The 25,061-nt window shown below is 69.3% G+C and carries 28 protein-coding genes; 16 read left to right on the top strand and 12 right to left on the bottom strand.

Annotation, left to right across the window (positions count from 1 at the left end; all coding sequences use genetic code 11):
• Positions 1-92: 92 nt before the first annotated feature.
• From BLQ03_RS05610 to BLQ03_RS05595, 4 genes are read right to left on the bottom strand one after another with little or no spacing between them, the layout of a single operon-like run.
• Entirely contained in the window at positions 93-1,058 is a 966-nt protein-coding gene (locus tag BLQ03_RS05610) for an ABC transporter permease (protein WP_090753768.1), read from the bottom strand.
• Positions 1,058-2,137, bottom strand: a complete 1,080-nt coding sequence (locus BLQ03_RS05605; protein ID WP_090753766.1) for an ABC transporter permease — start codon at positions 2,135-2,137, stop codon at positions 1,058-1,060. Before BLQ03_RS05605 ends, BLQ03_RS05610 begins: the two co-directional genes overlap by 1 nt.
• Entirely contained in the window at positions 2,137-3,744 is a 1,608-nt protein-coding gene (locus BLQ03_RS05600; RefSeq protein WP_090753765.1) for an ABC transporter ATP-binding protein, read from the bottom strand. Before BLQ03_RS05600 ends, BLQ03_RS05605 begins: the two co-directional genes overlap by 1 nt.
• A 6-nt stretch (positions 3,745-3,750) precedes the next feature.
• Positions 3,751-4,740, bottom strand: a complete 990-nt coding sequence (locus tag BLQ03_RS05595; RefSeq protein WP_090753763.1) for a BMP family lipoprotein — start codon at positions 4,738-4,740, stop codon at positions 3,751-3,753.
• Positions 4,741-5,110: 370 nt separating this feature from the next.
• On the opposite strand from BLQ03_RS05595, the gene BLQ03_RS05590 reads away from it, so the two are divergent.
• From BLQ03_RS05590 to BLQ03_RS05560, 7 genes are all read left to right on the top strand, one after another.
• A complete protein-coding gene (locus tag BLQ03_RS05590) occupies positions 5,111-5,449 on the top strand; it encodes a hypothetical protein (protein ID WP_245688689.1) in 339 nt (112 codons plus the stop codon).
• Positions 5,450-5,466: 17 nt separating this feature from the next.
• Positions 5,467-5,739, top strand: a complete 273-nt coding sequence (locus tag BLQ03_RS05585) for an I78 family peptidase inhibitor (protein WP_090753761.1) — start codon at positions 5,467-5,469, stop codon at positions 5,737-5,739.
• Between the two features lie 158 nt (positions 5,740-5,897).
• Entirely contained in the window at positions 5,898-6,842 is a 945-nt protein-coding gene (locus BLQ03_RS05580; protein WP_090753760.1) for a Bug family tripartite tricarboxylate transporter substrate binding protein, read from the top strand.
• A 1-nt stretch (position 6,843) separates the two neighbouring features.
• Positions 6,844-7,380, top strand: coding sequence for a tripartite tricarboxylate transporter TctB family protein (locus BLQ03_RS05575; RefSeq protein WP_090753758.1), 537 nt, complete (start codon positions 6,844-6,846; stop codon positions 7,378-7,380).
• Positions 7,377-8,894 (top strand): tripartite tricarboxylate transporter permease, encoded by a 1,518-nt coding sequence (locus tag BLQ03_RS05570; protein WP_090753756.1) that lies wholly within the window; start codon positions 7,377-7,379, stop codon positions 8,892-8,894. The genes BLQ03_RS05575 and BLQ03_RS05570 overlap by 4 nt, the downstream gene beginning before the upstream one ends.
• A gap of 70 nt (positions 8,895-8,964) precedes the next feature.
• Positions 8,965-9,300, top strand: a complete 336-nt coding sequence (locus BLQ03_RS05565; protein ID WP_090753754.1) for a DUF2794 domain-containing protein — start codon at positions 8,965-8,967, stop codon at positions 9,298-9,300.
• Between the two features lie 80 nt (positions 9,301-9,380).
• On the top strand, positions 9,381-9,731 hold the full coding sequence (locus BLQ03_RS05560; RefSeq protein WP_090753753.1) for a hypothetical protein: 351 nt from the start codon (positions 9,381-9,383) through the stop codon (positions 9,729-9,731).
• Here BLQ03_RS05560 and BLQ03_RS05555 read toward each other — a convergent pair.
• Positions 9,698-11,602, bottom strand: a complete 1,905-nt coding sequence (locus BLQ03_RS05555) for an extracellular solute-binding protein (protein ID WP_090753751.1) — start codon at positions 11,600-11,602, stop codon at positions 9,698-9,700. The two genes, BLQ03_RS05560 and BLQ03_RS05555, sit on opposite strands and share 34 nt — an antisense overlap.
• A gap of 292 nt (positions 11,603-11,894) precedes the next feature.
• Here BLQ03_RS05555 and BLQ03_RS05550 point away from each other — a divergent pair, with 292 nt between their 5' ends.
• Complete coding sequence (locus tag BLQ03_RS05550; RefSeq protein WP_090753750.1) at positions 11,895-12,677, top strand: 3-hydroxybutyrate dehydrogenase; 783 nt, start codon at positions 11,895-11,897, stop codon at positions 12,675-12,677.
• On the opposite strand, the gene BLQ03_RS05545 is transcribed toward BLQ03_RS05550, so the two are convergent.
• Positions 12,674-13,570 carry a LysR substrate-binding domain-containing protein gene (locus BLQ03_RS05545; RefSeq protein ID WP_175558775.1) on the bottom strand — a complete coding sequence of 299 codons (897 nt, stop codon included), beginning with the start codon at positions 13,568-13,570 and terminating at the stop codon, positions 12,674-12,676. The two genes, BLQ03_RS05550 and BLQ03_RS05545, sit on opposite strands and share 4 nt — an antisense overlap.
• 102 nt (positions 13,571-13,672) lie before the next feature.
• Between BLQ03_RS05545 and BLQ03_RS05540 the strand changes: the two genes are divergently transcribed.
• Entirely contained in the window at positions 13,673-13,984 is a 312-nt protein-coding gene (locus BLQ03_RS05540) for a hypothetical protein (protein WP_090753746.1), read from the top strand.
• A gap of 3 nt (positions 13,985-13,987) precedes the next feature.
• Here BLQ03_RS05540 and BLQ03_RS05535 read toward each other — a convergent pair whose 3' ends face one another.
• Genes BLQ03_RS05535 through BLQ03_RS05525 form a run of 3 tightly spaced genes read right to left on the bottom strand, consistent with a single transcriptional unit; the run spans position 13,988 to position 16,323 of the window.
• Positions 13,988-14,572 (bottom strand): ABC transporter ATP-binding protein, encoded by a 585-nt coding sequence (locus tag BLQ03_RS05535; protein WP_090753744.1) that lies wholly within the window; start codon positions 14,570-14,572, stop codon positions 13,988-13,990.
• A complete protein-coding gene (locus tag BLQ03_RS05530; RefSeq protein WP_217629661.1) occupies positions 14,562-15,353 on the bottom strand; it encodes an ABC transporter permease in 792 nt (263 codons plus the stop codon). Before BLQ03_RS05530 ends, BLQ03_RS05535 begins: the two co-directional genes overlap by 11 nt.
• A complete protein-coding gene (locus BLQ03_RS05525) occupies positions 15,346-16,323 on the bottom strand; it encodes an ABC transporter substrate-binding protein (protein ID WP_090753743.1) in 978 nt (325 codons plus the stop codon). The genes BLQ03_RS05530 and BLQ03_RS05525 overlap by 8 nt, the downstream gene beginning before the upstream one ends.
• A 159-nt stretch (positions 16,324-16,482) precedes the next feature.
• On the opposite strand from BLQ03_RS05525, the gene BLQ03_RS05520 reads away from it, so the two are divergent.
• From BLQ03_RS05520 to BLQ03_RS05495, 6 genes are all read left to right on the top strand, one after another.
• The gene (locus BLQ03_RS05520; RefSeq protein WP_425415719.1) at positions 16,483-17,217 is read left to right on the top strand and encodes a response regulator transcription factor; all 735 of its coding nucleotides are present in this window, start codon (positions 16,483-16,485) and stop codon (positions 17,215-17,217) included.
• Between the two features lie 3 nt (positions 17,218-17,220).
• On the top strand, positions 17,221-18,348 hold the full coding sequence (locus BLQ03_RS05515) for an FIST N-terminal domain-containing protein (protein ID WP_090753741.1): 1,128 nt from the start codon (positions 17,221-17,223) through the stop codon (positions 18,346-18,348).
• Positions 18,348-19,673, top strand: a complete 1,326-nt coding sequence (locus BLQ03_RS05510) for an ATP-binding response regulator (protein ID WP_090753739.1) — start codon at positions 18,348-18,350, stop codon at positions 19,671-19,673. The genes BLQ03_RS05515 and BLQ03_RS05510 overlap by 1 nt, the downstream gene beginning before the upstream one ends.
• Before the next feature lie 75 nt (positions 19,674-19,748).
• Positions 19,749-20,432, top strand: a complete 684-nt coding sequence (locus BLQ03_RS05505) for a hypothetical protein (protein ID WP_175558774.1) — start codon at positions 19,749-19,751, stop codon at positions 20,430-20,432.
• Positions 20,429-20,761, top strand: a complete 333-nt coding sequence (locus tag BLQ03_RS05500) for a hypothetical protein (protein ID WP_090753738.1) — start codon at positions 20,429-20,431, stop codon at positions 20,759-20,761. Before BLQ03_RS05505 ends, BLQ03_RS05500 begins: the two co-directional genes overlap by 4 nt.
• Positions 20,762-20,828: 67 nt before the next feature.
• The gene (locus BLQ03_RS05495) at positions 20,829-21,611 is read left to right on the top strand and encodes an SDR family oxidoreductase (RefSeq protein ID WP_090753737.1); all 783 of its coding nucleotides are present in this window, start codon (positions 20,829-20,831) and stop codon (positions 21,609-21,611) included.
• A gap of 96 nt (positions 21,612-21,707) precedes the next feature.
• Here BLQ03_RS05495 and dalA read toward each other — a convergent pair whose 3' ends face one another.
• Entirely contained in the window at positions 21,708-22,220 is a 513-nt protein-coding gene (gene dalA / locus BLQ03_RS05490) for a divisome-associated lipoprotein DalA (protein WP_090753735.1), read from the bottom strand.
• Positions 22,221-22,333: 113 nt separating this feature from the next.
• Positions 22,334-22,810 (bottom strand): Fe-S cluster assembly transcriptional regulator IscR, encoded by a 477-nt coding sequence (gene iscR / locus BLQ03_RS05485; RefSeq protein ID WP_090753734.1) that lies wholly within the window; start codon positions 22,808-22,810, stop codon positions 22,334-22,336.
• Between the two features lie 206 nt (positions 22,811-23,016).
• Between iscR and BLQ03_RS05480 the strand changes: the two genes are divergently transcribed.
• The gene (locus BLQ03_RS05480; RefSeq protein ID WP_090753733.1) at positions 23,017-23,676 is read left to right on the top strand and encodes an alpha/beta hydrolase; all 660 of its coding nucleotides are present in this window, start codon (positions 23,017-23,019) and stop codon (positions 23,674-23,676) included.
• A 45-nt stretch (positions 23,677-23,721) separates the two neighbouring features.
• Here the strand turns inward: BLQ03_RS05480 and BLQ03_RS05475 are convergent, their stop codons facing one another.
• Entirely contained in the window at positions 23,722-24,858 is a 1,137-nt protein-coding gene (locus BLQ03_RS05475; protein WP_245688688.1) for a Hint domain-containing protein, read from the bottom strand.
• Positions 24,859-25,061: the final 203 nt, after the last annotated feature.

The following is a 25,061-nucleotide window of genomic DNA, read 5'->3' as shown; positions in this document are numbered from 1 at the left end:
ATGATATAGGGTTCGCGCGCGCGAATGTCACGGGAAACACACAAGATTTTGCGGGTTTCCCAGGTCTTTGGCAGGGTCTTGCCAGTGCTTTGTCAGCGTTCCTTGACGTAGGGCTCGCCCCCCGCGCGGGGCGGCGTGGCGCGGCCGATGAAGCCCGCAAGGATGATGACAGTCAGCAGGTAGGGCAGGGCGCTCATCACCATCGAAGGGATGGTCACAAAGCCCATGTCCAGCTCGGGATAGCGGTTCGCGACCGCCTCCATCAGCCCGAAGAGGAAGGTCGCCCCCAGCGCCCGCCAGGGCCGCCAGTTGGCGAAGATCAGGGCGGCCAGCGCGATATAGCCCCGGCCCGCCGTCATCTCCTTGACGAAGCCCGCGGACAGCCCGGTGGCGAGGTAAGCCCCCGCCAGCCCCGTCAGCATCCCGCAGATCGCCACCGCCGCCCAACGCAGGCGCGGCACCGATACGCCCGCCGTATCCACCGAGGCGGGGTTCTCGCCCACTGCCCGCAGACGCAGGCCGAAGCGGGTGCGGTAGAGCAGCCACCAGGTCCCCGGCACGAGCAGCGCGGCCACATAGACCAGCGCCGTGTGGCCCGACACGACCTCGGCGTAGAAGGGGCCCAGCACGGGAATGCTTCGCAGCGTCTCGGCGCCGGGCAGGGTGATGCTGCCGAAACGCGCCGCGCCCTCCAGTGAGGGCGTGCGGCCGCCCAGCGCGAACCAGCTCTGTCCCAGCAGTACCGTCAGGCCCGAGGCCAGGAAGTTGATCGCCACCCCCGAGATCAGCTGGTTGCCGCGGAAGGTGATCGCCGCCAGCCCGTGGATCAGCGACATCCCCACGGCCGCAAGGATCCCGGCCACCAGCCCCAGCCAGACGCTGCCCGTGACCGCCGCCGTGGCAGCGGCCGAGAAGGCCGCCATCAGCATCTTGCCTTCCAGCCCGATGTCGAAGACGCCCGCGCGTTCGGAATAAAGCCCGGCAAGGCAGGCCAGCAGCAGGGGCGTCATCAGCCGCACCGCGCTGTCGAGGATCTGCAGAATCGTCGCGTAATCCATCACCGCGCCCCGAACAGCCGCGCCAGCGGCATCCTGACCATGTTGTCCAGCGCCCCCGTGAGCAGGATCACCAGCGCCTGGATCACCACGATCAGCTCGCGCGGGATCGCCGTCCAGAGCGCCAGTTCCGCGCCTCCCTGGTAGAGAAAGCCAAAGAGCAGCGCCGCCAGCACGATGCCCACCGGGTGGTTGCGGCCCATCAGCGCGACCGCGATGCCGATGAAGCCCGCGCCCTCGGCGCTGTTCAGAAGCAGCCGCCCGGCTTCACCCATGACGTTGTTGATGGCCATCAGCCCCGCGAGTCCGCCCGAGATCATCATGGCAATCACGATGATCCGAGTGGGCCGGATGCCCGCGTAAAGCGCGGCGCGTTCCGACCGGCCGAAGGCGCGGATCTCGTAACCCAGCGGCGTGCGCCAGATCAGCAGCCAGACCAGCCCGCAGGCGGCCAGCGCGATCAGGAAGCTGATGTTGGCAGGCGTGTTCCTGCCCCATTCGATTCCCACGGCCGCTGCCATGTCGGTCAGGTGAGGCAGTTGCGTGGTCGCGGGAAAGGCGGCCGAGGCGGGGTCCATGCTTCCGACCGGGCGCAGGACGTTGACCAGCAGCCAGTTCAGCAAGGCGGCGGCAAGGAAGTTGAACATGATCGTCGTGATGACGATGTGGCTGCCGCGCTTGGCCTGCAGGATCGCCGGGATGAAGGCCCATAGCGCCCCGAAGAGCGCCGCCCCGATCATCGCGGCGGGGAGCGCAATCCCCCAATGCGGCCAAGGCAGCGACAGCGCCACCAGCGCGACGCCAAGGCCGCCGAGGCTCGCCTGTCCCTCGGCCCCGATGTTGAACAGCCCCGCGTGTGCCGCCACCGCCACGGCAAGCCCCGTGAAGATGAAGTTCGTCGCGTAATAAAGCGTGTAGCCCCAGCCGTAGGAGGACCCGAGCGCGCCCGTGACCATCACCTTCAGCGCCTCGATCGGGTTCTGGCCGATGGACAGGATCACCAGCGCCGAGATGGCGAAGGCCAGCGCCAGCGAGATCAGCGGCACCAGCACGAGGTCGGCCCAGCGGGGCAGGCGGGTCATCAGATCACCCCTTTGGCGGGTTCGCGTTCATCCGGGTCGGGCTGGCCCTGCTCGGGCGGAATGCCCGAGGGCGAGGCGCCGGCCATCAGCAGCCCCAGTTCGGCGGCCGAGGTGGCGTCCGGCAGTCTTTCACCCATGATGCAGCCGTCGAACATGACGGCGATGCGGTCGGACAGCGCCATGATCTCGTCGAGTTCGACCGAAACCAGCAGGATCGCGGCGCCCGCGTCGCGCAGCTCGATCAGGCGGCGGTGGATGAACTCGATGGCGCCGATGTCCACGCCGCGCGTGGGCTGGCCAACCAGCAGCAAAATCGGGCGGCTCTCGATCTCGCGTGCGACGACGATCTTCTGCTGGTTGCCGCCGGAAAAGTTCTTGGCCGCAAGCTCGGGGTCGCGGGGGCGGACGTCGAACCGCTCCATCTGGGCGGCGGCCCTGCTGCGGATGGCGTCGTTGTCCATCAGGGCGGTCCCTGCGTCGCGATGGCGGCCGAGGACCGTGTTCTCCCAGGCCGAGAAGTCCATCACCAGCCCCTCGGCCTGCCGGTCCTCGGGAATGTTGCCGATGCCAGCGTGCCGGCGCGCCCGCGCGTCGGTGCCCGACAGGGGCAGCGTGCGGCCCGCGAGCCGGGCGGTCCCGGTGACCTGCGCGCCAGCCTCGGGATAGCCGCCGAGGATGTCCAGAAGCTGCGTCTGGCCGTTGCCGCTGACGCCGGCGATCCCCAGGATCTCGCCCGCGCGCACGGTCAGGTCGATGCCGCGCAGCCGTTCCACCCCCGCGCGGTCCACCATCCGCAGTCCGCTCAGCTCAAGGATCGGCGTGCCGGGCGCCGCCTGCGCCTTGTCCACCCGCAGCAGGACCTTCCGGCCGACCATCAGCTCGGCCAGTTGCTCGGGCGAGGTTTCGCGTGTGGGCACGGTCGCCACCATCTCGCCGCGCCGCATGACGCTGGTGTTGTCGGTGATCTCCATGATCTCGCGCAGCTTGTGGGTGATCAGGATCACCGTCTTGCCGCGGTCCCGCAGGCCCTTGAGGATGCGGAACAGGTGGTCCGCCTCGGCCGGGGTCAGCACGCCCGTGGGTTCGTCGAGGATCAGGATGTCGGCCTGGCGGTACAGCGCCTTGAGGATCTCCACACGCTGCTGGTGGCCGACGGACAGGGTCTCGACCACCGCGTCGGGGTTCACGTCGAGCTGGTATTCCGCCGCAAGCCGCCGCAGTTCCTTGCGCGCCCGCGACACCGAGGGCGCCAGCAGCGCCCCGTCCTCGGCCCCCAGGATGACGTTCTCGACGACGGTGAAGTTCGGCACCAGCTTGAAATGCTGGAACACCATGCCGATGCCTGCGCGGATCGCCGACTGGCTGTCGGTGATCCCGGCATCGCGCCTGCCGACAAGGATCTGCCCCGCGTCCGGCCGGTAGAAGCCGTAGAGGATCGACATCAGCGTGGACTTGCCCGCGCCGTTTTCCCCCACGATGCCGTGGATCGTGCCCGCAGGCACGACCAGAGAGATGTCGCGGTTGGCCTGCACCGGCCCGAAGGCCTTGGAAATCCCGCGCAGCTCGATCGCGGGCGGCGCGGTGGCTTGGGTGCCGGGCAGGGCCATCTGCCGTTAGTCCGCCGGGCAGCTGTTGTCGGACATGTAGTCATGCGGCACGATCTCGGCCGCGATGATCTTGGCCTTGGCCTCTTCCACGGCGGCGGTCATTTCAGGCGTGATAAGGGGCGCGTTGTTGTCGTCCATCGCCAGCCCCACGCCGTCGGCCTTGAGGTCCATCAGCTTGATGCCCGGCTCGACCGCCTCTCCGGCCTTGAAGGCCTCGTAGACCGAGTTGTCCACGCGCTTGACCATCGAGGTCAGGACCTTGCCCGGATGCAGGTGGTTCTGGTTCGAATCGACGCCGATCGACAGGATGCCCTCGTCGGCCGCCGCCTGCAGGACGCCGATCCCGGTGCCGCCCGCCGCGGCATAGATCACGTCCACGCCCTGGGACTTCTGCGCGCGGGCAAGCTCGCCGCCCTTCACGGGGTCGTTCCAGGCCGCAGGCGTCGTGCCGGTGAAGTTGGTGATGACCTTGCCGTCGGGCCGCACGGACTTGAAGCCCTCGGCATAGCCGCAGCGGAACTTGTGGATCAGCGGGATGTCCATGCCGCCGATGAAGCCGACGGTGCCCGTCTTCGACGCCATGCCCGCCAGAACGCCCGCGAGATACGACCCTTCGGGCTCGGCATAGACGTTGGACTGGACGTTCGGCTGATCGACCACCGTGTCGATGATGACGAAGCGGGTGTCGGGATAGTCGGGGGCAACCTTGTTCAGCACCTCTCCGAAGGCGAAGCCCGTGGTCACGATGGGGTTCAGCCCGGATTCGGCCAGCCGGCGCAGCGCCTGCTCGCGCTGGGCCTCGGACTGCATCTCGAGTTCCTTGTAGGTGCCCCCCGTCTCGGCCTTCCAGCGCTCGGCGCCGTTATAGGCCGCCTCGTTGAAGGACTTGTCGAACTTGCCGCCCAGGTCGAAGACCAGCGCGGGCTCGGCCAGGGCTGCGGCGGTGGACAGCGCCAGCGCGGCGAGGCTCGCGGCAAGGCGGAAGGTCAGGGTCATGGCGGCTCTCCCGTTGGGTCTGGGCGGATTACAGGAAAACCCCCGCGCGGCGTCAATCGGAAACGCCGCGATGGGCGCAGCGTCCATTGGCCAGGACGCGGCGATGGTGCCGTCCGCCATCCTTGCCGACAGACCCAAGGGACACCCATGAGCGATCCGGCTGCGGACCTGTCACCGAACGCAGGTACAGGACTGCGTCCGGCAGGCCCGCGCGGATTGCCGCGGCCCAGCACTGATGCGCGGCGGTGACAGGGGCGAGGCCGCCGCCGCGCCGCCGCTTTCCGGGCCCCTGGCTCAACCCTATAGTGTCCCGGCCCGAGGCGCCGACGAACGGCTGCCCGACCAACAGGACCCAGGAACGGCTCACCCGATGAAAAGACTGACTGCCCTTGCCCTTTCCGCGCTGCTGGCCGGCTGCGTGGTGGCTCCTCCGCCGCCCACCGTCGTGGTGGACCCGGTCCCGGTCGTCGTGCCGCCGCCGCCCGTCACCGGAGTCGCGGGCCTGCAATCGCGCGAACCCGATGGCTGCAAGGCGACGACCTACCGCTCGTCGATCGGCCAGCCCGGATCGGTGATCCCGACTCTCGGCATCACCCGCCAGTATCGCGTCGTCGAGTACCGGGGCATCGAGCCGCAGGAATACGATCCGCTGCGGATCGTCTTCCGGCTGGACGCCGCGGGCAACATCCAGGCCGTCGATTGCGGCTGATCGGAAAGGACATCACCATGCGCGCCCTTGCGCTTCTTCCCCTGCTGGCGCTTGCCGCCTGCGTCGAGCCCGCGCCCCCGGCCGAGCCCGAGCCCGCCCCCGACCTGTGCAACGCCACGGCGATGCAGGGGCTGGTGGGCCAGCCCGCCTCGGTGCTGCGCGACATGATGCTGCGCGCGGGCACGCGGGTCATCAATCCCGGCGATGCGGTCACGATGGACTTCCGCGCCGATCGCATGAACATCGAGATCGGCACCGGCGGGCGGATCGAGAAGGTCGCCTGCTACTGACCTGAGGATCCTCAAGGCAGACAGGGGCGGGCCTGCAGGTCCGCCCCTTTCTTCGTGGCGCTTCTCGCGGCCACTTCCGTGGAAAGCCCCCCTGCGCTATTCCATGCAGGGAATGCGACCCGCCGCGGCAGACGGCCGGCGCGGCAACGGAGGAACTCATGCGACATTTCACCCTCGGCGCGCTTTTCGCGGCCGTCCTGGCGGTGCCCGCGATGGCGGCGGACTACACCATCATCGCGCCCGCGAATCCGGGCGGCGGCTGGGACCAGACCGCGCGCACCATGCAGGACGTGCTGCAGAAGGAAGGCATCTCGAAATCCGTCCAGGTGCAGAACGTCCCCGGCGCGGGCGGCACGATCGGGCTGGCGCAGTTCGCCGAGCAGCACAAGGGCGACCCCAACGCGCTGATCATCGGCGGCTATGTTATGGTCGGCGCCGTGCTGACCAACAACTCGCCCGTCAGCTTGGCCGACGTGACCCCCATCGCCCGCCTGACCGGCGAATACGAGGCGATCGTGGTGCCCGCCGCCTCGCCCCACCAGACGATGGCCGACCTGATCGCGGCGCTGAAGGCCGACCCGGGCGCGGTCAGCTGGGCCGGCGGCTCGGCGGGCGGCACCGACCACATCGCCGTGGGCCTGATCGCACAGGCGGCGGGCGTGGACCCGACCAAGATCAACTACATCGCCTATTCCGGCGGTGGCGAGGCGCTGGCCGCGATCCTGGGCAACCAGGTGACGGCGGGCGTGTCCTCGCTGGGCGAGTTCCAGAGCCAGATCGAGGCGGGCACCATGCGGCTGCTGGCCGTCAGCGCCCCCGAGCGGATCGAGGGCGTGGACGCGCCCACGCTGAAGGAAGCGGGCCTCGACGTCGATCTGCAGAACTGGCGCATGGTCGCCGCGGCCCCCGGCATCACGGACGAGCAGAAGGCCGCCATCACCGCCGACATCGAGAAGATGGCGAAATCGGCCGGCTGGCAGGAACAGCTGGCCAGCAAGGGCTGGTCGGACACCTGGCTGGCCGGCGCCGACTTCGACGCGCAGCTGGCCGAAGACACCGCCGCGACCGAGCAGGTGCTGAAGTCCATCGGTCTGGTGAAGTAAGATGACCGACCGCCCGCCGCCCCACACCGATCCGGCCCCCGATCCTGCCGAGCGCCCGCCCGAGCCGCATGTCGTCCATCCGTCGCTGTTCGCAGTGGCGGCCGGGCTTGCGGTCATCGGCGCGGTCATGCTGTGGGACGCGGGCCGGCTGAGCGGGGCGGCGGGCTATTCCAACGTCGGCCCGGCGATGTTTCCCCGCATCATCGGGGGCGTGCTGATCGGGCTGGCCGTCTGGACCGCGATCTCGACGTTGCGCCGCGACTTTCCCGACCCGCACCCTTCGGCCCACGGGCCGATCCTGTGGGTGCTGGCCGGGCTGACCGCGCAGCTTCTGCTGCTGAAGGTCGCAGGCTTCTCCATCGCCACCGGCCTTCTGTTCGCGCTGACCGCGCGCGGCTTCGGCAAGCGCAACCTTGCCGTCACGATTCCGCTGGGCATTGCGATGGCCTTCGTCATCTGGGCCGTCTTCTCGCAGGTGCTGATGCTGAACCTTCCGGCCGGGCCGCTTGAGCGGCTGTTCTTCGGAGCCGCGCCATGAGCTCGTTCGACTTCCTCCTGCAGGGGCTCGCGGCCGCCGCGCAGCCGATGCTGCTGCTTTATGCCTTCATCGGCGTGCTGCTGGGCACGATGGTAGGCGTCCTGCCGGGCATCGGGCCCGCGCTGACGGTCGCCCTGCTGCTGCCCGTGACCTACGGGCTGGACCCCGCCGGATCGCTGATCATGTTCGCGGGGATCTATTACGGCGGCATGTATGGCGGCTCGACCACCTCGATCCTGCTGAACACGCCGGGCGAAAGCGCCTCGATCATCACGGCGCTGGAAGGCAACAGGATGGCCCGGAACGGGCGCGGCGGCCCGGCGCTGGCCACCGCCGCCATTGGGTCGTTCATCGCGGGCCTGATCGCCACGCTGCTGCTGGCCTTCCTTGCGCCCTATATCGTTCGCATGGCGCTGGTTTTCGGCCCGCGCGAGTATTTCGCGCTGATGGTGCTGGCCTTTGTCACCGTGTCCTCGGCCTTCGGGGATTCGACGCTGCGCGGCCTGACCTCGCTGTTCCTGGGCCTTGCCTTGGGCTGCATCGGCATCGACCAACTGACGGGTCAGGCGCGCCTGTCCTTCGGCTTCCCGGACCTTCTGGACGGGGTGGACGTGACCACGCTGGCCGTCGGCATGTTCGCCGTGGGCGAGGCGCTGTTCGTCGCAGGCCAGCACGCGCTTGACCGCGACCAGGTGCTGCCCGTGAAGGGCTCGATCTGGATGAGTCGCCGCGACTGGGCGCGCTCGTGGAAGCCTTGGCTGCGCGGCACCGCCATCGGCTTTCCCATCGGCGCCATGCCCGCGGGCGGGGCCGAGATCGGGACCTTCCTGTCCTATTCCGCCGAGAAGCGGCTGACGAAGCACCCCGAGGAATTCGGCAATGGCGCGATCGAGGGCGTGGCCGGCCCCGAGGCCGCCAACAACGCCTCGGCCGCAGGCACGCTGGTGCCGCTGCTGACGCTGGGCCTGCCCACCACGGCCACGGCCGCGATCATGCTGGCGGGCTTCCAGCAGTTCGGCCTGCAGCCGGGACCCTTGCTGTTCGCCACCAACCCCACCTTGGTCTGGAGCCTGATCGCCTCGCTGCTGATCGCCAACCTGATGCTGGTCGTGCTGAACCTGCCGCTGATCGGACTGTGGGTGAAGCTGCTGACCATCCCCAAGCCCTGGCTTTACGCGGGCATCCTGATGTTCGCGACGCTCGGCACCATTGGCACCAACCCCTCCAGCTTCGAACTTGGGATGCTGATGGGCTTCGGCCTGATCGGCTACCTGATGCGGATGTTCCACTATCCCGTGGCGCCCATCGTCGTGGGCCTGATCCTGGGGCCGATGGCCGAACAGCAGCTGCGCCGCGCGCTGTCCATCAGCCAGGGCGACTGGAGCGTGCTGGTCCAGTCCCCCGTCGCCGCCGTCCTGCTGACGCTGGCGGCGCTGGGGCTGATCGTGCCGCTGGTCCTGCGCGCCATGGGCAAGGGCCAGGTCCTGCAGGCGGTCGCCGCCGACGAGGACTGAGGCGGCCCCTTGCCGCGAAAGACGCGATTTGCCCGTTGAACGGACGGGGGTGGGGTGCCACCTTGAAGGCATGACGGTCCAGCCCATGATCCCGCCCAGCCCCGCGCCCGAGGTCGTGTCCTTCGACCGGCAGGAACTGGGGGTGATCCTGTCCCTTTATGGCCGCATGGTCGCGGCCGGCGAGTGGCGCGACTACGGCATGTCCTTTCTGCGCGACATGGCGGTCTTTTCCGTCTTCCGCCGCGCGGCGGAAAACCCGCTGTACCGCATCGAGAAGCGCCCCAAGCTGCGGAACGCCCAGGGCATGTATGCCGTGGTCGGCATGGACGGGCAGATCCTGCGCCGCGGCCATGACCTGCCCACCGTCCTGCGGGTCCTGGAACGCAAGCTGATCCGTCCCGTCTGATCGCGCCGGGGAACCACCCGCCGTTCCTGCGGTTTGGGGCAGACAAGGCGGCTTGCCCCCGAACGGATGGAGATTGCGCGATGAAATGGACCCATGTGCAGGCGAACTGGCCTGCGTTCTACGAGGCCATCCTTGAAAAATGGGAGGACGCCGATGAATCGACTCTGGACGAGATCGACGGCGACCAGCGCGCCTTTGTCCGCTACATCGCCGAGATCACCGAGCAGGACGTCGAGGAGGCCCGCGACGAGATCAAGCAATGGCTGGCCGGCGAAATCCCTTCGGACATCGTGATGGACCCGCTGCACGACAACCACTCGATCCGCCTGTCGGGCAAGTACGTGGCCGAGGGCGAGGATGAATATGCCGACGACGCCCGCTTCGGGGATGACGACGATTACCCTGACGACGGCGACGACGAGGGCCGCTGAGCCGAATCCTGCCCGCCCGCCTGCTCGGACCACCACAGGTCCGGCAGGAAGCCGGGCCAGTCGCCATAGGCCGTGAGCCGCGCCGGATAGCGCAGCCAGGCCGCATGGGCGATCCGGCTGACGGGCGAATAGCTGACCGGAATCACATAGCGCCCGGTCGTCAGCAGCCGGTCCAGCGCGCGGATGGCGGCGACATGCCCGGCCTCGGTTTCGGCATTCACCGCCTTGACGATCATGGCGTCCACCGCGTCCGAGCGGACCCCCATCCAGTTGCGCGAGCCCTGCTGATCCGCGCTGGCCGATCCCCAGTAAAGCGCCTGCTCGTTGCCCGGCGACAGCGACAGGCCGCGTTCGTACCAGGTCATGTCGAAGGCAAAGCGGTTGGTGCGTTCGACATATTGCGCGCTGTCCAGCACCGTTATGCGCGGCTGAATCCCTAAGGGCCGCAGCGCCTCGACATAGATGTCCACGATCTGCTGGACCTCGGACCCCGCCCGCATGGCGCTGCCCGACTGGTTCAGGACGATCTCGGGCGCGAAGGGCAGGCCGTCCGCGTTCTTCAGCACGCCTTCCTGCACGGTCCAGCCCGCCTCGGCCAGCAGGCGCACCGCCTCGCGCAGCGACGCGCGGTCGAGCATCCGGTCCGAGCCATCGGGCAGGGCATAACCCTCGAAGGTGCCGGGCGGAACCTGGGCGGCGAAGGGCGCCAGCAGCGCGGCCTCGGCCGGCTCGGGCGGGCCGGGGCGCATGGCCAGGTCCGAGTTGGCGAAATAGCTGGAAATCCGGGGGTCGATGCCGCCGGTCAGGGTCTGGTTGATGAAGCGGTGGTTGAAGGCCAGGATCATCGCCTGCCGCACGCGCCAGTCCGCAAACAGCGGCGAGCGGGTGTTCATCGCCAGCCCCATGATGCCGGACGGGCGGCGGTGCGGGATCTCGGACTTGACGACCCGGCCGCTGGTGAGGGCGGGGAAGGTGTATTCCGTGGCCCATTTGACCGCGCTGAGTTCGCGCCAGACATCGACCGCGCCCGCCTTGAAGGCCTGGAACATGGCGTTGCTGTCGGCGAAATAGTCGTAGCGGATCTCGTCGAAGTTATACATCCCGCGCGTCAGGGCCAGGTCGCGGCCCCAGTAGTCGGGGTTTCGGCGGAAGCTGATGGACCGGCCCGGATCGACGCGGTCCACGACGTAAGGACCCGAGCCGACCGGCACCTCCAGCGACGAGGCGGCGAAGTCCTTGCCCTGCCACTGCGCCTTCTTCAGCACCGGGCGCAGGCCCATCAGCAGCGGCAGTTCGCGATCGGGTTCCGAGAACTCGATCCGCAGCGAGCGTTCTCCGGTCTGCGTGATGCCCGACACCTTGGCCCAGGCGCCCGCATAGCGGGGATGACCCTCGGTCCCCAGCGTCTGGAAGGACCAGATCACGTCCTCGACCGTGACGGGCGAGCCGTCGGAAAACCGCGCCTCGGGCCGCAGCGTGAAGGCCACCCAGCTGCGCTGCTGATTCGTTTCCACGGTCTCGCACAAAAGACAATACAACGTGAAGGGCTCATCCAGCGACCGCAGCATCAGCGGCTCGGCCACATGGACGCCCACGGACCACGCGGGATTGCCTTTCAGCACCCAGGGCTTGAGGGAATCGAAGCTGCCCGGCTCGGCAAAGCGAATCGTCCCGCCCTTGGGTGCCCGGGGGTTGGCATAGGGCAGAGAGACAGCTTCCTCACCAAGAACGGGTTTTCCAAACATTGCAAGGGCATGGGCCGCCTCGGCGCGGCTTGGCAGCGGCATGGCTGCAACACATGCCAGACCCAGAACGGCGGCCTTCAGCAGGCGGATGACTGCGAAATCATCAGGAAATCGAAGGTTTCGCATGGGTGCCTGTCCTGCTTTGCGCGGCTTGGATGCCGGTTCTGCGCCCGAGATTAACCTTCTGGTCAGTTCGAGGCAAACTCGGCCCTTGGCGTGGCAGGGCGTTGGGCGTATATCGAAATCACTGCTCGATAGGTTTCTTGCCTGTATGAAACCTGCCTCATGACTTGGCGCCCGCTTCGTGCGGGCGTCTTTTTTTGTCCCTGGGGGATCCCGGGCACCTGCGGGAAGGGACTGGCGGACGCGGTTTGCCCGGCGCTAAGCTCGCAGGGGAACAGGCAGAGGACAGCAGGACATGGCGGACAGGGTGCTGGCGGGCAAGGCGGCGGTGGTCACCGGATCGAACAGCGGCATCGGCCTCGGCGTGGCCGAGGCGCTGGCCGCGGCGGGGGCCGACGTGGTCATCAACAGCTTCACCGACGCGCCCGAGGATCACGCGCTGGCCGAGCGGCTGTCGCGCGACCACGGCGTCACCGTCCGCTACATCCAGGCGGACATGAGCAAGGCCGAGGACTGCCGCGCGCTGGTCGAGAAGGCCGGGCGCTGCGACATCCTGGTGAACAACGCGGGCATCCAGCACGTTGCCCCGATCCCCGAGTTCCCGGCCGAGCGCTGGGACGCGATCATCGCCATCAACATGTCCAGTGCCTTCCACACCACGGCCGTCGCGTTGCCGATGATGCGCAAGGCGGGCTGGGGACGGGTGGTCAACATCGCCTCGGCCCACGGGCTGACGGCTTCGCCCTACAAGTCGGCCTATGTGGCGGCCAAGCACGGCGTCGTCGGGCTGACCAAGGTCACGGCGCTGGAAACCGCGACCGAGGCTATCACCTGCAACGCCATCTGCCCGGGCTATGTCCTGACGCCCATCGTGGAAAAGCAGATCCCCGACCAGATGAAGACCCACGGCATGGGGCGCGAGGAGGTCATCGCCAAGGTGATGCTGGCCCGCCAGCCCTCGGGCGAGTTCGCCACGGTGGAACAGATGGGCGGCACGGCGGTCTTCCTGTGCTCGGATGCCGCGGCCCAGATCACCGGCACGACCATCTCGGTCGACGGGGGCTGGACGGCGCTCTAGGCGCCCGGCCCCTCGTCCGCTGCGAGTTCGGACAGCAGGAAGCGGCGGAAGGCCTGGATGGCAGGCCGGTGCCGGCGCGCGGGCGGATAGACGAGCCAGTAGGCCTTGCCGTCCGTCGCCGTGATCGGGAAGGGCTGGACCAGCGCGCCCGTCGCCAGTTCAAAGCGGAAGAAGCGCGGCGTCAGCAGCGCGACGCCTTCGCCGGCCATGGCGGCGCGGGCCTCGTGGATCTGCGTGCCCAGCGTCAGCGCGGGCCGAGCCGGGTCGTCGCAGGACAGCACGACCCCGGCCGCCGCCAGCCAGATCTGCCAGCCCGGCTGGTCCCGGTCGATCCAGGGCAGCGGCACGATCTGCGCGGGGTCCGCCAGCGGGCCGTGCCGCCGGATCAGCTCGGGCGACAGCATGGGCGTGAAGTCCACGGGAAACAGCTGGTGCGCCGTCAGCCCGGGCCAGTTGCCGTCGCCCATGCGGATCGCGACATCCAGATCCTCGCGCGCGAAATCGACCAGGTGGTCCGAGGTTTCCAGCCGCACCGCAAGGCCGGGATTCTCGGCCTGGAACCGCCCCAGCCGCTGCGACAGCCAGTTGCCCGCCAGCGTCGCCAAGGTCGAGATTGCCAGCCGCTCGCGTTCCCGCGCGGGCCCGAAAGCCGCGCGCAGCAGGTCAAAGGCCTCGTGGGTCGGCCCCGTCACGCGAGCGCCGAAGCTGGTCAGCTCAATGCCGCCGGGCTTTCGCAGGAACAGGGGACTGCCCAGCCGGTCCTCGAGCAGGCGGATGTGGTGGCTGACGCCGGCCTGGGTCATGCCCAGCTCGCGGGCGGCGGCGGTGAAGGACATGTGCCGCGCGACCGAGTCGAAGACCCTCAGGGCTGCCAAGGGGGGAAGGTGATCCATCAGCCGCGCTTATGCCCCCATGACGAACCATGATTGGCAATGCGCCTTCAAGGCTAGCATCTTGCGGGAAGGCAGGAAAGCAAAGCCTGGGGATTCTGCGACATGGCGGTGACGATGGAACACGGCGTGGCGCCGGCCACGCGGGGATGGCGGCTGCGCGAATTGTGGGTCCGGCAGTGGCAGGCCCGGCGGGACCGCGCCAGCGGCGGATGGCAGGTGCGCCGCCGCTGGGTGGCCTGGCGCCGCGAGCGGCTGGACCGGCAGGAACTGGAGCAGGCGGCCAGCCTGCCACTGTACCTGCGCAAGGACATGGGCCTGCCGCTGGGAATGCCCACGGACGGCTTCACCAACGGCGGGCGCACCTTTTTCGTCCGCGGCTGCCCGGACAGCACGCTGAGCGGCTGGCGCTGGTAGCCTTCAGCCAAGCTGCGCCGGGCTGCCCGACAGCATCAGCGGGCGGGCGCCCAGCCGCGCGGCCTCGGCCGGGTCGTGGGTGACAAGGATCAGCCCGGCGCCGCTGTCGTCCAGCAGCCGCGCCGTCAGGTCCAGCATCCGGGCCGCCGTGGTTGCGTCCAGCGAGGCGAAGGGCTCGTCCATCAGCAGGATCTGCGGCTGCGCGGCAAAGGCGCGCGCAAGCCCCAGCCGCCGCTGCTGGCCCAGCGACAGCTGGCGCGGATAAGCCTCCTCGCGGCCCGCAAGGCCGACCTCGGCCATCAGCCGCCGCGCGGTCTCGCGGTCCGCGCCCGTGGGCAGGGTCACGTTCAGCAGCGCCGTGCGCCAGGGCAGCAGCGTCGGTTCCTGAAAGACCATCGCCAGCCGCTCGGGCACCTCCAGCACCCCCTCGAAGTCGCGGTCCAGACCCGCGACGATGCGGGCCAGCGTGGTCTTGCCGATGCCGGACGGCCCCAGCAGGGCGACCCGCTCGCCCGCCGCCACGTCCAGCACCAGCGCGCCCAGCACGGGGCGGGTCCCGAAGGACTTGGATCGCAGGTCAAGGCGCATCCTGCCTCCAGCGGTTGGCGCGGGCCTGCCAAGGACGCAGCAGCCCGAGGTCGATCAGCATCATGATCGCCACGAAGGCCAGGGCCCAGGCCAGTACGCGGGCCACGTCGAAGCTTGAAAACAGCAGGTGAATCTTGAAGCCCACCCCGTTCGAGCGGCCCAGGAACTCGACCACCAGCACGATCTTCCAGATCAGCGCGATGCCCGACCGCGCCGCCGCCGCGATGGCCGGGGCCAACTGCGGCAGGATCACGTGGCGCAGCCGCGCGACCGGCCCCATGCGGAAGACACGCGCCATGTCGTCCAGCGAGGGCGAGAGCGCGCGCGCCGCCTCGCGCAGGATCACGGCGACGGTCGGGATCTTGTTCAGCGCCACGGCCAGGATCGCGGCGGTCTCGTTCAGCCCGATCCAGATGTAGCACAGGACGATCACCACCAGTGCGGGGATGTTCAGCAGGATCACCAGCAAGGGGTTCAGCCAGCGGTCCGCCGCGCCCGCGCGGCCCATCCACAGCCCCAGCGCGCCCCCGACCAGCATGGCGGCGACAAAGGCGATGGCCACGCGCATCAGCGTCATGCCGGCGTGAAACCACAGCTCGCCCGTGGCCGCGATCTCGGCCAGCCGCTGCAGGACCAGCAGGGGCGAGGGCAGGCGGCGCGGGTCGTCGCTGACGGACGCGACCACCGCCCACAGCACGATCAGCGCGGCGATCGAGACGATGCCGGGAAACGGCCCGCCCCGCGCCGGGCGGCGCCCCTGGTCTGCCGGGGCCTTACTCACCGGTCCAGAACAGCCCCGCCGGCAGTTCCGTCAGCCCGCCGGTCAGCTCGTCCCCGCCGAGTTCCGCCATGACCGAGAACATCTGCTGCGCCGCCGCCGGGTCCACGTCCTGCGTCCGGGGGATGCCCGCGCGCCAGCCCTCGCGCAGCGCGGTGAACTCGGCGTCGTCAGCCGCGTTCATGATCGGGCGCAGCTTGTCCCATTGGGCGTCGTCGGAGGCGAGGATCTGCTTGGCCTCCCACGAGGCGGCGGCGAGGCCCTTCGCGAGCCCGGGGTTCTCGGCGATCCAGCCTTCGCGCAGGACATAGCCCAGCAGCGGCGTTTCGGGATCGAGCCCGAGGTCGCGGGCGGCGTTGCCCACGTCGATGATCTCGCGCGCGCCCGCGGCCTCCATCTTGGCCTGGAAGTGCCAGAAGTTGATCGCGGCATCGACCTCGCCCGTATCGAGCGCGTTCATGATGATGGGCGGCGCGCCGAAGACCTGCTCGGTCGTGGTGGCGATGTCCTCGCCCCCGTCCCGCCGCGACCAGGCGCGCAGGATCAGCCAGCTCTTGTCCACCGGGCCGCCGGCGATGCCGATCTTCTTGCCCTTCAGGTCGGCCAGAGACTGCGCCGGGCTGTCGCCGCGCACCATCATGCCGCCGACCGAGGTCGAATAGGGCAGGAACATGAAATCCGCCCCCGCCGCCCGCTGCTGGGCGACCCACAGCAGGTCCGAGACGATGGTATCGACCTCGCCCCCCTGCATGGCGACCTGCGTGGCGGGGTTCCCGGCCAGGGGCAGCATCTTCAGCGTGAAGCCATGGGCAGCGTCGAGGCCCCGTTCGCGGATCGTTTCCAGTTCCCATGTGACGGTGCCGTTTTCCAGCGTGCCGACCGTGATCTCGGGCAGGGTCTGGGCCGTGGCGGGCGCGGCCAGCGCCAGCGCAAGGGCGGCGGCGGTGGCGGCGATGCGGTGAAGAAACGACATGGGCGGGACTCGCTGATCGGGGACGGCGGAACGGCCGCAGGCTGGCACGGGGCTGCGCGCCGATCAATCGCCGGATGGACAGTCTTGCGCCCGGGACCCACGACCTTAGACTAAGGTCGGGTCTGTCGGCAGCGACCGGCCCCGTGGGGGAGGAAGACCATGACCATGACCAGCCAGAATGCCGCGCCCGAACCGGGCTCCGGCAGCGGACCCGTGTCCGCGCAGCCCAGACTGTCCGCCGACCGCGTCAAGGATATCCTGATCGTCGATGACCACCCGCTGATGTGCGACGCGCTGGCACTGACGCTGAAGATCAGCTTCGGCCGCAAGACCGTCCGCACCGCCCGCAGCCTGGCCGCAGCGGTGGAACAGATCCGCACCCATGGCGCGCCCGACGCGGTCATCCTGGACCTGAACCTGCCCGATGCGCGGGGCGCGGAAGGCATCGTCACCCTGCGGCGGCAGCTTCCGGACGTGCCGATCACCATGATCTCGGCCGACCTGGAAAACGCCATGATCTCGGCCGCGATGGCGGCGGGCGCGCAGGGCTACATCGCCAAGTCGCTGGGCCGCGAGGCGCTGGTCGACAGCCTGCGCCGCATGTGGGAAGGCGAGCGAGTCACCCCCGAAGGCTACGAGCCCGAGGCCTGCGGGACCGAGGACGACGCCCGGGCCGAACTCGCCCGCCGCTTCGCCACGCTGACGCCGCAGCAGATGAAGATCCTGCGGCTGATCTGTCAGGGCAAGGCCAACAAGGAAATCAGCTACGAGCTGTCGATCGCCGAGGCGACGGTCAAGACGCACATCACTGCGATCATGTCCAAGATCAACGCCCGCCGCCGTACCCAGGCCGTGCTGCTGGCCAACAGCGCCCGGCTGTTCGAGCCGGGCTGAGCGATGGAGGGCGCCGGGCTTTCTCCGGTAACGCTGGGCGTCGAGGCGGCGGACCCGCAGGCGGCGGCGACGCTTGCGCGGGGGCTCGAGGGCTGCGACCCGGCGCTGGTGCTGCTGTTCGGCTCGCCCCGGACGGCGCTGGACCCGCTGGCGCGGCAACTGGCCGACGGCCTGCCCGAGGCCTGCATCGCCGGCTGCTCTTCTGCCGGAGAGATCGGGCCGCAGGGCTATCAGCGCGGCACCGTGGTCGCCATCGGCTTTCCTCGCCGCGCGTTCCGCGCCCGGGCCGTCGCCCTGCGCGACCAGCAAGCGATCCCCGTCTCGGCCTGGCTGTCGGAACTGCGCCAGTTGCGCGACGCCTTTCCCCCGAACCCCGGCTGGTCGCGCTTCGGCGTGCTTCTGGCCGACGGCACCGCCTGTCACGAGGACGTGGTGGTCGCGGCCATCGACGCGGCCCTGCCGGGCCTTCCCGTCGTGGGCGGCTCGGCCGGTGACGGGCTGGCCTTCGAGGAAAGCTGCCAGATCCTCGGTGGCGCCGTGGTGCCGGGGGCTGCGGTCTTCGTGCTGGTGGAAACCGCTCTGGAGGTGGCCGAGGTCAGCTTTGCCCATTTTTCCCCCACCGCCCGCCGCGCCGTCGTCACCCGTGCCGACCCCGGCCGCCGCGAAATCCAGGAACTGAACGCCGAGCCCGCCGCACAGGAATACGCCCGCCTCGCCGGGCTCGACCCCGACCGGCTGGAGCGCGCCGATTTCGCGCGCCATCCCCTGCTGCTCAAGACCGGGCGGCGCCACCATGTCCGCGCGATCCGCGGCCTGGGCGAGGATGGCGGCCTGCGGCTTCTGTCGGCCATCGAGCCGGGCACCGTGCTGACGCTGGGGCAGGCGGGCGACGTGACCGAAGGCTTCGCCGCCGCGCTGGATGCCCTGCCGCGCCCGCCCCTGATGGTGCTGGGCTTCGACTGCATCCTGCGCCGCCTGGCCGTCGAGCAGGCGGGCATGACCGAAGTGATGACCGATCTCTTCGGCCGCTACCGCGTCTGCGGCTTCAACACCTATGGCGAGCAGATCAGCGGCATGCACGTCAACCAGACCTTCGTGGGCCTGGCCCTGATGGAGCCGGCGGGACCGTGATGCTTCCGGACACCGAGGATGCCGAACGCCGCGCCGCCAAGCTCGAGCGCATCGCCCAGGTGCTGATCGACCGCGTGGACCGGCTCGAGGAAACCCGCGGCTCCGCCTGGTCCATGTTCCAGGCCGCCGTCGCGCTGGAACAGGAGGCCCTCGCCCGCACCCGCGACCTGGAACGGGCGCTGGCGGACCTGTCCGAAAAGAACCGCGACCTCGCCGTGGCCCGTGCGGCGGCGGAAGAGGCGAACCGCTCGAAGACCCGTTTCCTGCGCGCGGCCAGCCACGACCTGCTGCAGCCGCTGGCCGCCGCACGGCTGTTCCTGTCGGCGCTGACCGACACGGACCTCGACCCCCTGCAGCGCGAGCTGACGGGGCGGCTCGCGGGCGCCTTCGAGTCGGTCGAGGAACTGATGCACGCGGTTCTCGACATCAGCCGGCTCGACAGCCAGAGGATCGAGTTCCACCGCAAGCCCGTCGAACTGGACGCGCTGTTCCGCCGCCTGGCCGTCGAATATGCGCCCATGGCCGAGGCGGGCGGGCTTCGGCTCAGCTTCGTTCCCACCTCGGCGGTGGTGGACAGCGACCCGACCTTCCTGCGCCGCATCGCGCAGAACCTCGTGTCGAACGCGATCAAGTACACCGAGGCGGGCGGCGTGGTCGTGGGCGTGCGCCGCCGCGCGGGCCTTGTCTGGCTTGAGGTGCGCGACAGCGGCACCGGCATCTCCGAGGACGACCGCGCCCGCATCTTCGACGAGTTCCAGCGCGCCGTGCGCGAGGGCGGGCCGCAGGGCATGGGCCTCGGCCTGTCCATCGTCCGCCGCGCCTGCGTCAAGCTGGGCCACCCGGTCGAGGTCGACAGCCAGCCCGGCCGCGGCACCGTCTTCCGCGTGGGCCTGCCCCCGGTCCAGCCGGGCACGGCCCTGGACGACCCGGCCGGCGACGCGCCGCGGGGCCTGCGCGCGCGGGTGGCGCTGATCGTGGAAAACGACGCGGCCATGCGGCGGGGCTACGAGCTGATGCTGGCCGGCCGCTTCGGCATGGTCGCCCGCGCCACCGGCGGCACGGCCGAGGCGCTGGCCGCGATGGGGCAGGACGATCCGCCCGACGTGATCCTGGCGGACTACAATCTGGACAACGGCGACACCGGGATCGCCGCCATCCAGGCGCTGCGCGCAGCGGCGGGCCAGCCCATCCCGGCGGTGATGGTGACCGCCCAGCGCGACCCCCGCATCGCCCGCGACTGCGCCGCCATCGGCGCGGCGCTGGTGGAAAAGCCGGTCTCGCCCGAGGAACTGGGCGCGGTGCTGTCCCGCGCCCTGTCGCGCTGACGCAGCCGTGAGCGTGCGGGGGGCTTGGCAAGCGAACCGCGCCGCGACATCGTGTCGCCCGAGGGAGGACTGACGATGCGACAGCGGAAAGGCCTGCGCGGCCGTCTGGCCGCGGCGATGCTGGTGGGCTGCCTGGCCGGGGCGCCCGCGATGCTGGCGGCGAACGAGGCGAGCGATCTCATCTTTGCGGACCGGGGGCCCTGGAACCTGGCGGACCGGACGCTGACCTGGTCGCTGGTTCACAAGGGTCCGGCCTCGCCGGCCTTCGTGGCGGTCGAGGACGGGCGGATCACGATGACCGAGGTGACGGACCCCTCGGATGGCAAGCCCGTTCTGCAACTGGAACAGAAGGCCACGGGGCGAAACCTCAAGATCGGGCGCTTCCCCGTTTCGGGCGGCGACCCCAGCGTGGTGTTCTTCCTGGAAAGCACCACCCGTGACATGGCGACCCTGACGGGCGGCAATCCCGACTATATCCGCAACCGGATCAAGGACGCGGTGTTCCGGGGCGGCGCGGTCGCGCGCGAGGGCGGCGTCACCACCGTGGTCGCCCGACCCTTCGAGGCGGACCCGAACCGCGCCCGCATGGGCGGCTTCGAGACGCTGGAACTGCGCTTCGTCCTGGGCGAGGACCCCAAGGCCCCGATCCGCGAGATGGTCGCCGAAACCACCGGCCCCGTGGCGGCTGCCGTCCCGCGCGAGATGGCGGGGCAGGTCATCGCGCCCGCGCCCTATCGCCACGCCATGGTGCTGCAGTGAAACGCGCGCTGGTCCTGCTGGGGCTGCTGGCGGCGCCCGCGGCCGCGCAGCAGGTCAACGACTATCCGACCGAGGCGCGGGTGGAATACGCGGTTGCCTGCATGGCCACGAACGGCGAAACGGCCGATGCCCTGCAGCGCTGTTCCTGCGCCATCGACGCCATCGCGGCCGTGCTGCCCTACGAGGAATACGTCAGCGCCGAAACGGTGCTGCGGATGCGGCAGACCACCGGCGACCGCTCGGGCATGTTCAAGGGGGGCGGGGTGATGGAGGCGATGGTGGCCGACCTGCGCCGCGCCGAGGCCGAAGCCGAGATCCTCTGCTTCTGACCGGCCGCCCTTGACCTCGGCCGTCCGGAAGGGTTCGGTCTGCCCGGACATCCAACCGGGGGCGAACATGGATCTGGGCATCAGGGGCAAGAAGGGGCTGGTCTGCGCGGCCTCCAAGGGACTGGGTCGCGGCTGCGCCGAGGCGCTGGCCACCGAGGGCGTGGACCTCGTCATCAACGCGCGCGGAGCCGAGGCGCTTGAACGCACCGCGCGCGAGCTTTCCGACCGCTACGGCGTCACCGTCACGCCGGTCGCGGCCGACATCACCACCGAGGAAGGCCGCGCGAAGGTGCTCGATGCGCTGGGCGGGCAGGCCGACATCCTCGTGACCAACGCCGGCGGTCCGCCGCCCGGCCTCTGGACGGACTGGAGCCGCGAGGACTTCATCCGCGCCATCGACGGCAACATGCTGTCGGCCATCGCCCTGATGCAGGCGCTGGTGCCCGGCATGATGGACCGTGGCTGGGGCCGGGTCGTCAACATCACCTCGGCCGCCGTGCGCGCGCCGATCCCGCAGCTCGGCCTGTCGAACACCGCGCGCAACGGCCTGACCGGCTTTGTCGCCGGCATGTCGCGGCAGGTCGCCGAAAAGGGCGTCTGCGTGAACAACCTGCTGCCCGGCATCCACGACACCGACCGCGCCACCTCGCTGGACCAGGGCGTGTCGAAGGCGCAGGGCATCAGCCATGACGAGGCCCGCCGCAAGCGCGAGGCCACCATCCCGACCCGCAACTACGGCCGGGCCGACGACTTCGGCGCCGCCTGCGCCTTCCTCTGCTCGCAGCAGGCGCGCTTCATCGTGGGCCAGAACCTGATCCTGGACGGCGGCGCGCTGAACGTCACCGTGTGATGCAGGAACAACAGGGTCACGCCTCGTGGCGCGGCCCTGTTGTTTCTTCTTCGACCAAATATCCCGGGGTGCGGGGCAGAGCCCCGCCGTGGCGGATCAGCCGCCGACCAGCACCGTCCACCAGATCTTGTTGGTCGGCTCTTGGAACCAGCCCATGCCCAGTTCGCGCGCGGCCGGGTCCATCAGGATGTCGCGGGTGTCGCGGGTCTGCATCCAGGCGCCCAGCGTGCTGATCTCGTTCTCATAGGTTTCCGAGATGTCCTCGCCCAGGAGCCGCCCGGCATAGCCTTGGCGGCGCACCCGCTCCAGCGGCGAGGACCCGTCCGAACCGAAGTGCCAGGCCCGGTTCTGCGCCGACATGTCGCGGGAATGGGCCATGGCGGCGGCGGCCAGCTGCGGGCTCAGCGTCAGCGCCTGCAATCCCTGCTGGGTGCGCAGCAGGTTGATCTGGGTCAGCACGCGGGTCGGGATCTCGGCCTCTTCGCGCGGGGTGATCCGGTAGGCCACGGGAATCGGCTGCCCGTCGGGCCCGACCTGGGGGACTGGGCGGACGGCGCAGGCCGACAGGGTCATCAGGGCCAGGACGGCGGCAAGGGTCAGCTTGGTCATGATCGGGTCCGTTCAAGGGTTTGTGCCCGATTACCGGACGGGATTCGGGCCTTCAAACCCAAGAATGCGTGTGGCGCCATGATGCCCGCGCGGGCGTTGCATCCGTGCCCGGGTCAGGCCTGGGCGGGCTCGCTTTCGTCGTCCTCGACCGACAGGATGGCAGGCACGGCAGGGCAGGGCAGAAGCCCGTTCATCGCCACGTCCCCCAAGGTCGTGTTGTGCAGGAAGACATAGACATGGGCCGACAGCCCCTCCCACAGCCGGTTGGTCAGCGACTGCGCCCGCGTCCCGCTCTGCCCGCCCGAGGCGCCGGCGCCCACGTGCAGGGCGCTGACCGTCTCGTCCACGGCGCCCAGGATGTCGGCCACCCGGATGGTTTCGGGCGCCCGCGCCAGCTTGTAGCCGCCGCCCGGGCCGCGCACGCTTTCGACCAGCCCCGCGCGGCGCAGCCGCACGAACAGCTGTTCCAGGTAAGGCAGCGAGATGTTCTGCCGTTTCGAGATCGCCGCCAGCGTCGTCAGCCGACCGGGGCTGGTCGCCAGATCGACCAGCGCGACCATCGCATAGCGACCCTTGGTGGAAAGCTTCATCTGCGCGCCCCCTGTCCTGACGGGCGGTCCAGACGGGCGGGACAGATTGACGCCGTCTTGCGCCCTGCGCTAAGCCCGCCCTGCCGTTTCTTGCGGAAACCGGCTGCGCGTCCCAGATGTCCGTCTAAGGTCTGCCATCCGCTGCGTCAAGGAACCCGCCCGGCGTGGCCGCGCGGGCCGCGCAGGGTCAGCCGAACAGGAGTGTCATGCCCGAGCTTATCTTCCCCGGACCCGAAGGCCGCCTGGAAGGGCGCTATCACCCGCAACCCAAGCCCGATGCCCCCATCGCCATCGTGCTGCATCCGCATCCGCAATATGGCGGGACGATGAACAACCGGGTGGTCTACAACCTGCATTATGCCTTCCACCGGATGGGCTTCACGGTGATGCGCTTCAACTTCCGGGGCGTCGGCCGCAGCCAGGGCGAGTTCGACCAGGGCATCGGAGAGCTGTCGGACGCGGCCTCGGCGCTGGACTACCTGCAGGCGATGAACCCGAACTCCAAGCACTGCTGGGTCGCGGGCTTCAGCTTCGGCGCCTGGATCGGGATGCAGCTGCTGATGCGCCGCCCCGAGATCACCGGCTTCGTCAGCGTCTCGCCGCCCGCGAACATGTATGACTTCAGCTTCCTCGCGCCCTGTCCGTCCTCGGGCCTCATCATCAACGGCACGGCCGACCGCGTGGCGCCCCCCAAGGACACCAACGCCCTGGTCGCCAAGCTGCGCGAGCAGAAGGGCATCACCATCACGCATGAGGAAATCGACGGCGCGGACCACTTCTTCCGCGACGACGAGGCCCACATGAAGCCGATGATCGACACCGTGCAGGCTTACGTGCGCAAGCGGCTGACCGAGACGACGCGCTGAAAACGGGCGCGCCCCCGGAAGGGGGCGTGCCGCCGCCGGACGGGGTCAGCTCGCCAGCGCGATCCCGTTCTTGCCGTGGCGCTCGGCCAGCTTGCGGGCCAGACGGCCGGGCACGAGCTGGCGGGCAGGGGGGAAGCCGTCCTCACCCTCGCACAATTCGGGGAAAAGCGCGTGGATCTCGGCCGCCGCGGCCTCGCCCAGCGCGGCCAGTGCCACCGGGCCGGGGTAAAGCGATTCCGTCTCGGCGCCGTTCGAGACCAGCACCTCGTGATGGTCGAACATCAGGTGCAGATAGGTGACGTCGCGCGCCGACTCGTCGATCTCGATGCCGGGCAGGGACAGAAGCTGCTTGGCCGCGACCAGCACCTCGGCCGCGCCGAACATGCGCACCGCGATGGCCGAGCGCACCAGGATGCGATGCTGGGGCGAGACGACCAGGTCCCGCGCCGGCTGCCCCGCGCCCAGCGCGCCTGCCTTGATGCGGATCGGGCGCAGGTTCGGCTGCGCCGCAAGCTCGGCCGGGCGCAGCACCCGGCGGCCGATCCAGCGGATGGGCTGCAACCCGTTGTCGCGGGTCCAGACGAGATCGCCCAGGGCCAGGTCCTCGACCGGGCGCTCGCCTTCGGCGGTGCGGATCAGGGTGCCCGCCGTGAAGCAGGGCACGATCGGAAGATCGAAGATGTCGGGGGCGAAGGAAATGCGCGACGACGGATAGATGGTCGCCGGAAGCGGCTTTGCCTTCAGGATCGTGACGCCGCGCAGCCCGTCGATGTTCTTCCAGTCCCTGAGCGTATCGACCGCAGGGCGAAAGAACATGTCGCCATTGGCCATCTGGATCAGCACGCCCGATTCATCGGTCGTGCATCCATCGGGAAGGGTCAGCCTGTAATCGACCTCGAAGAAACCGGTGATCTGGGTGGAAAGCTTTTTGCCCGATTGCGGCGAGACATAGGTCATCACCGAGGGCTGGTCCTTGTTGTAGCTGGACGAGAAACCCCATTCCGGCTTCCACCATTCCCCGACCTTGTATTCCTTGCCGCTGAGCGCGACCGGCTTGATTTCGGCCGGGCCGAAGGCGTCGTAGCCCACAAGGGCATTGGCCTCGTTCTGCGTCGCCGTTGAATTGGAAGTGGAATTGAATTGCGGCTGATTGCCGAACCAAAGCAAATTGACCGTAGCCACTGGAAACATCCTGACGTGTAAACTGGTAACAGTTCTCGTCTTTAGCTTGTCCCATGGCCTTCGATGAACCTGTACTTCCGGACAGTTTTATTCAAAAACGCCGCTAATCGGGTGCAATCCGAATTTGACGTGGCGGCATTTGGCGGCATGCCTTTGCATACGGATTATGCGGCATACCATCGCATACCGTCTTCACATCCGGG

Source organism: Paracoccus chinensis, assembly GCF_900102885.1.
Taxonomy (GTDB): Bacteria; Pseudomonadota; Alphaproteobacteria; order Rhodobacterales; family Rhodobacteraceae; genus Paracoccus; species Paracoccus chinensis.
Note: the sequence above shows the minus strand (reverse complement) of the source record. Positions and strands in the feature narration are given on the sequence as shown.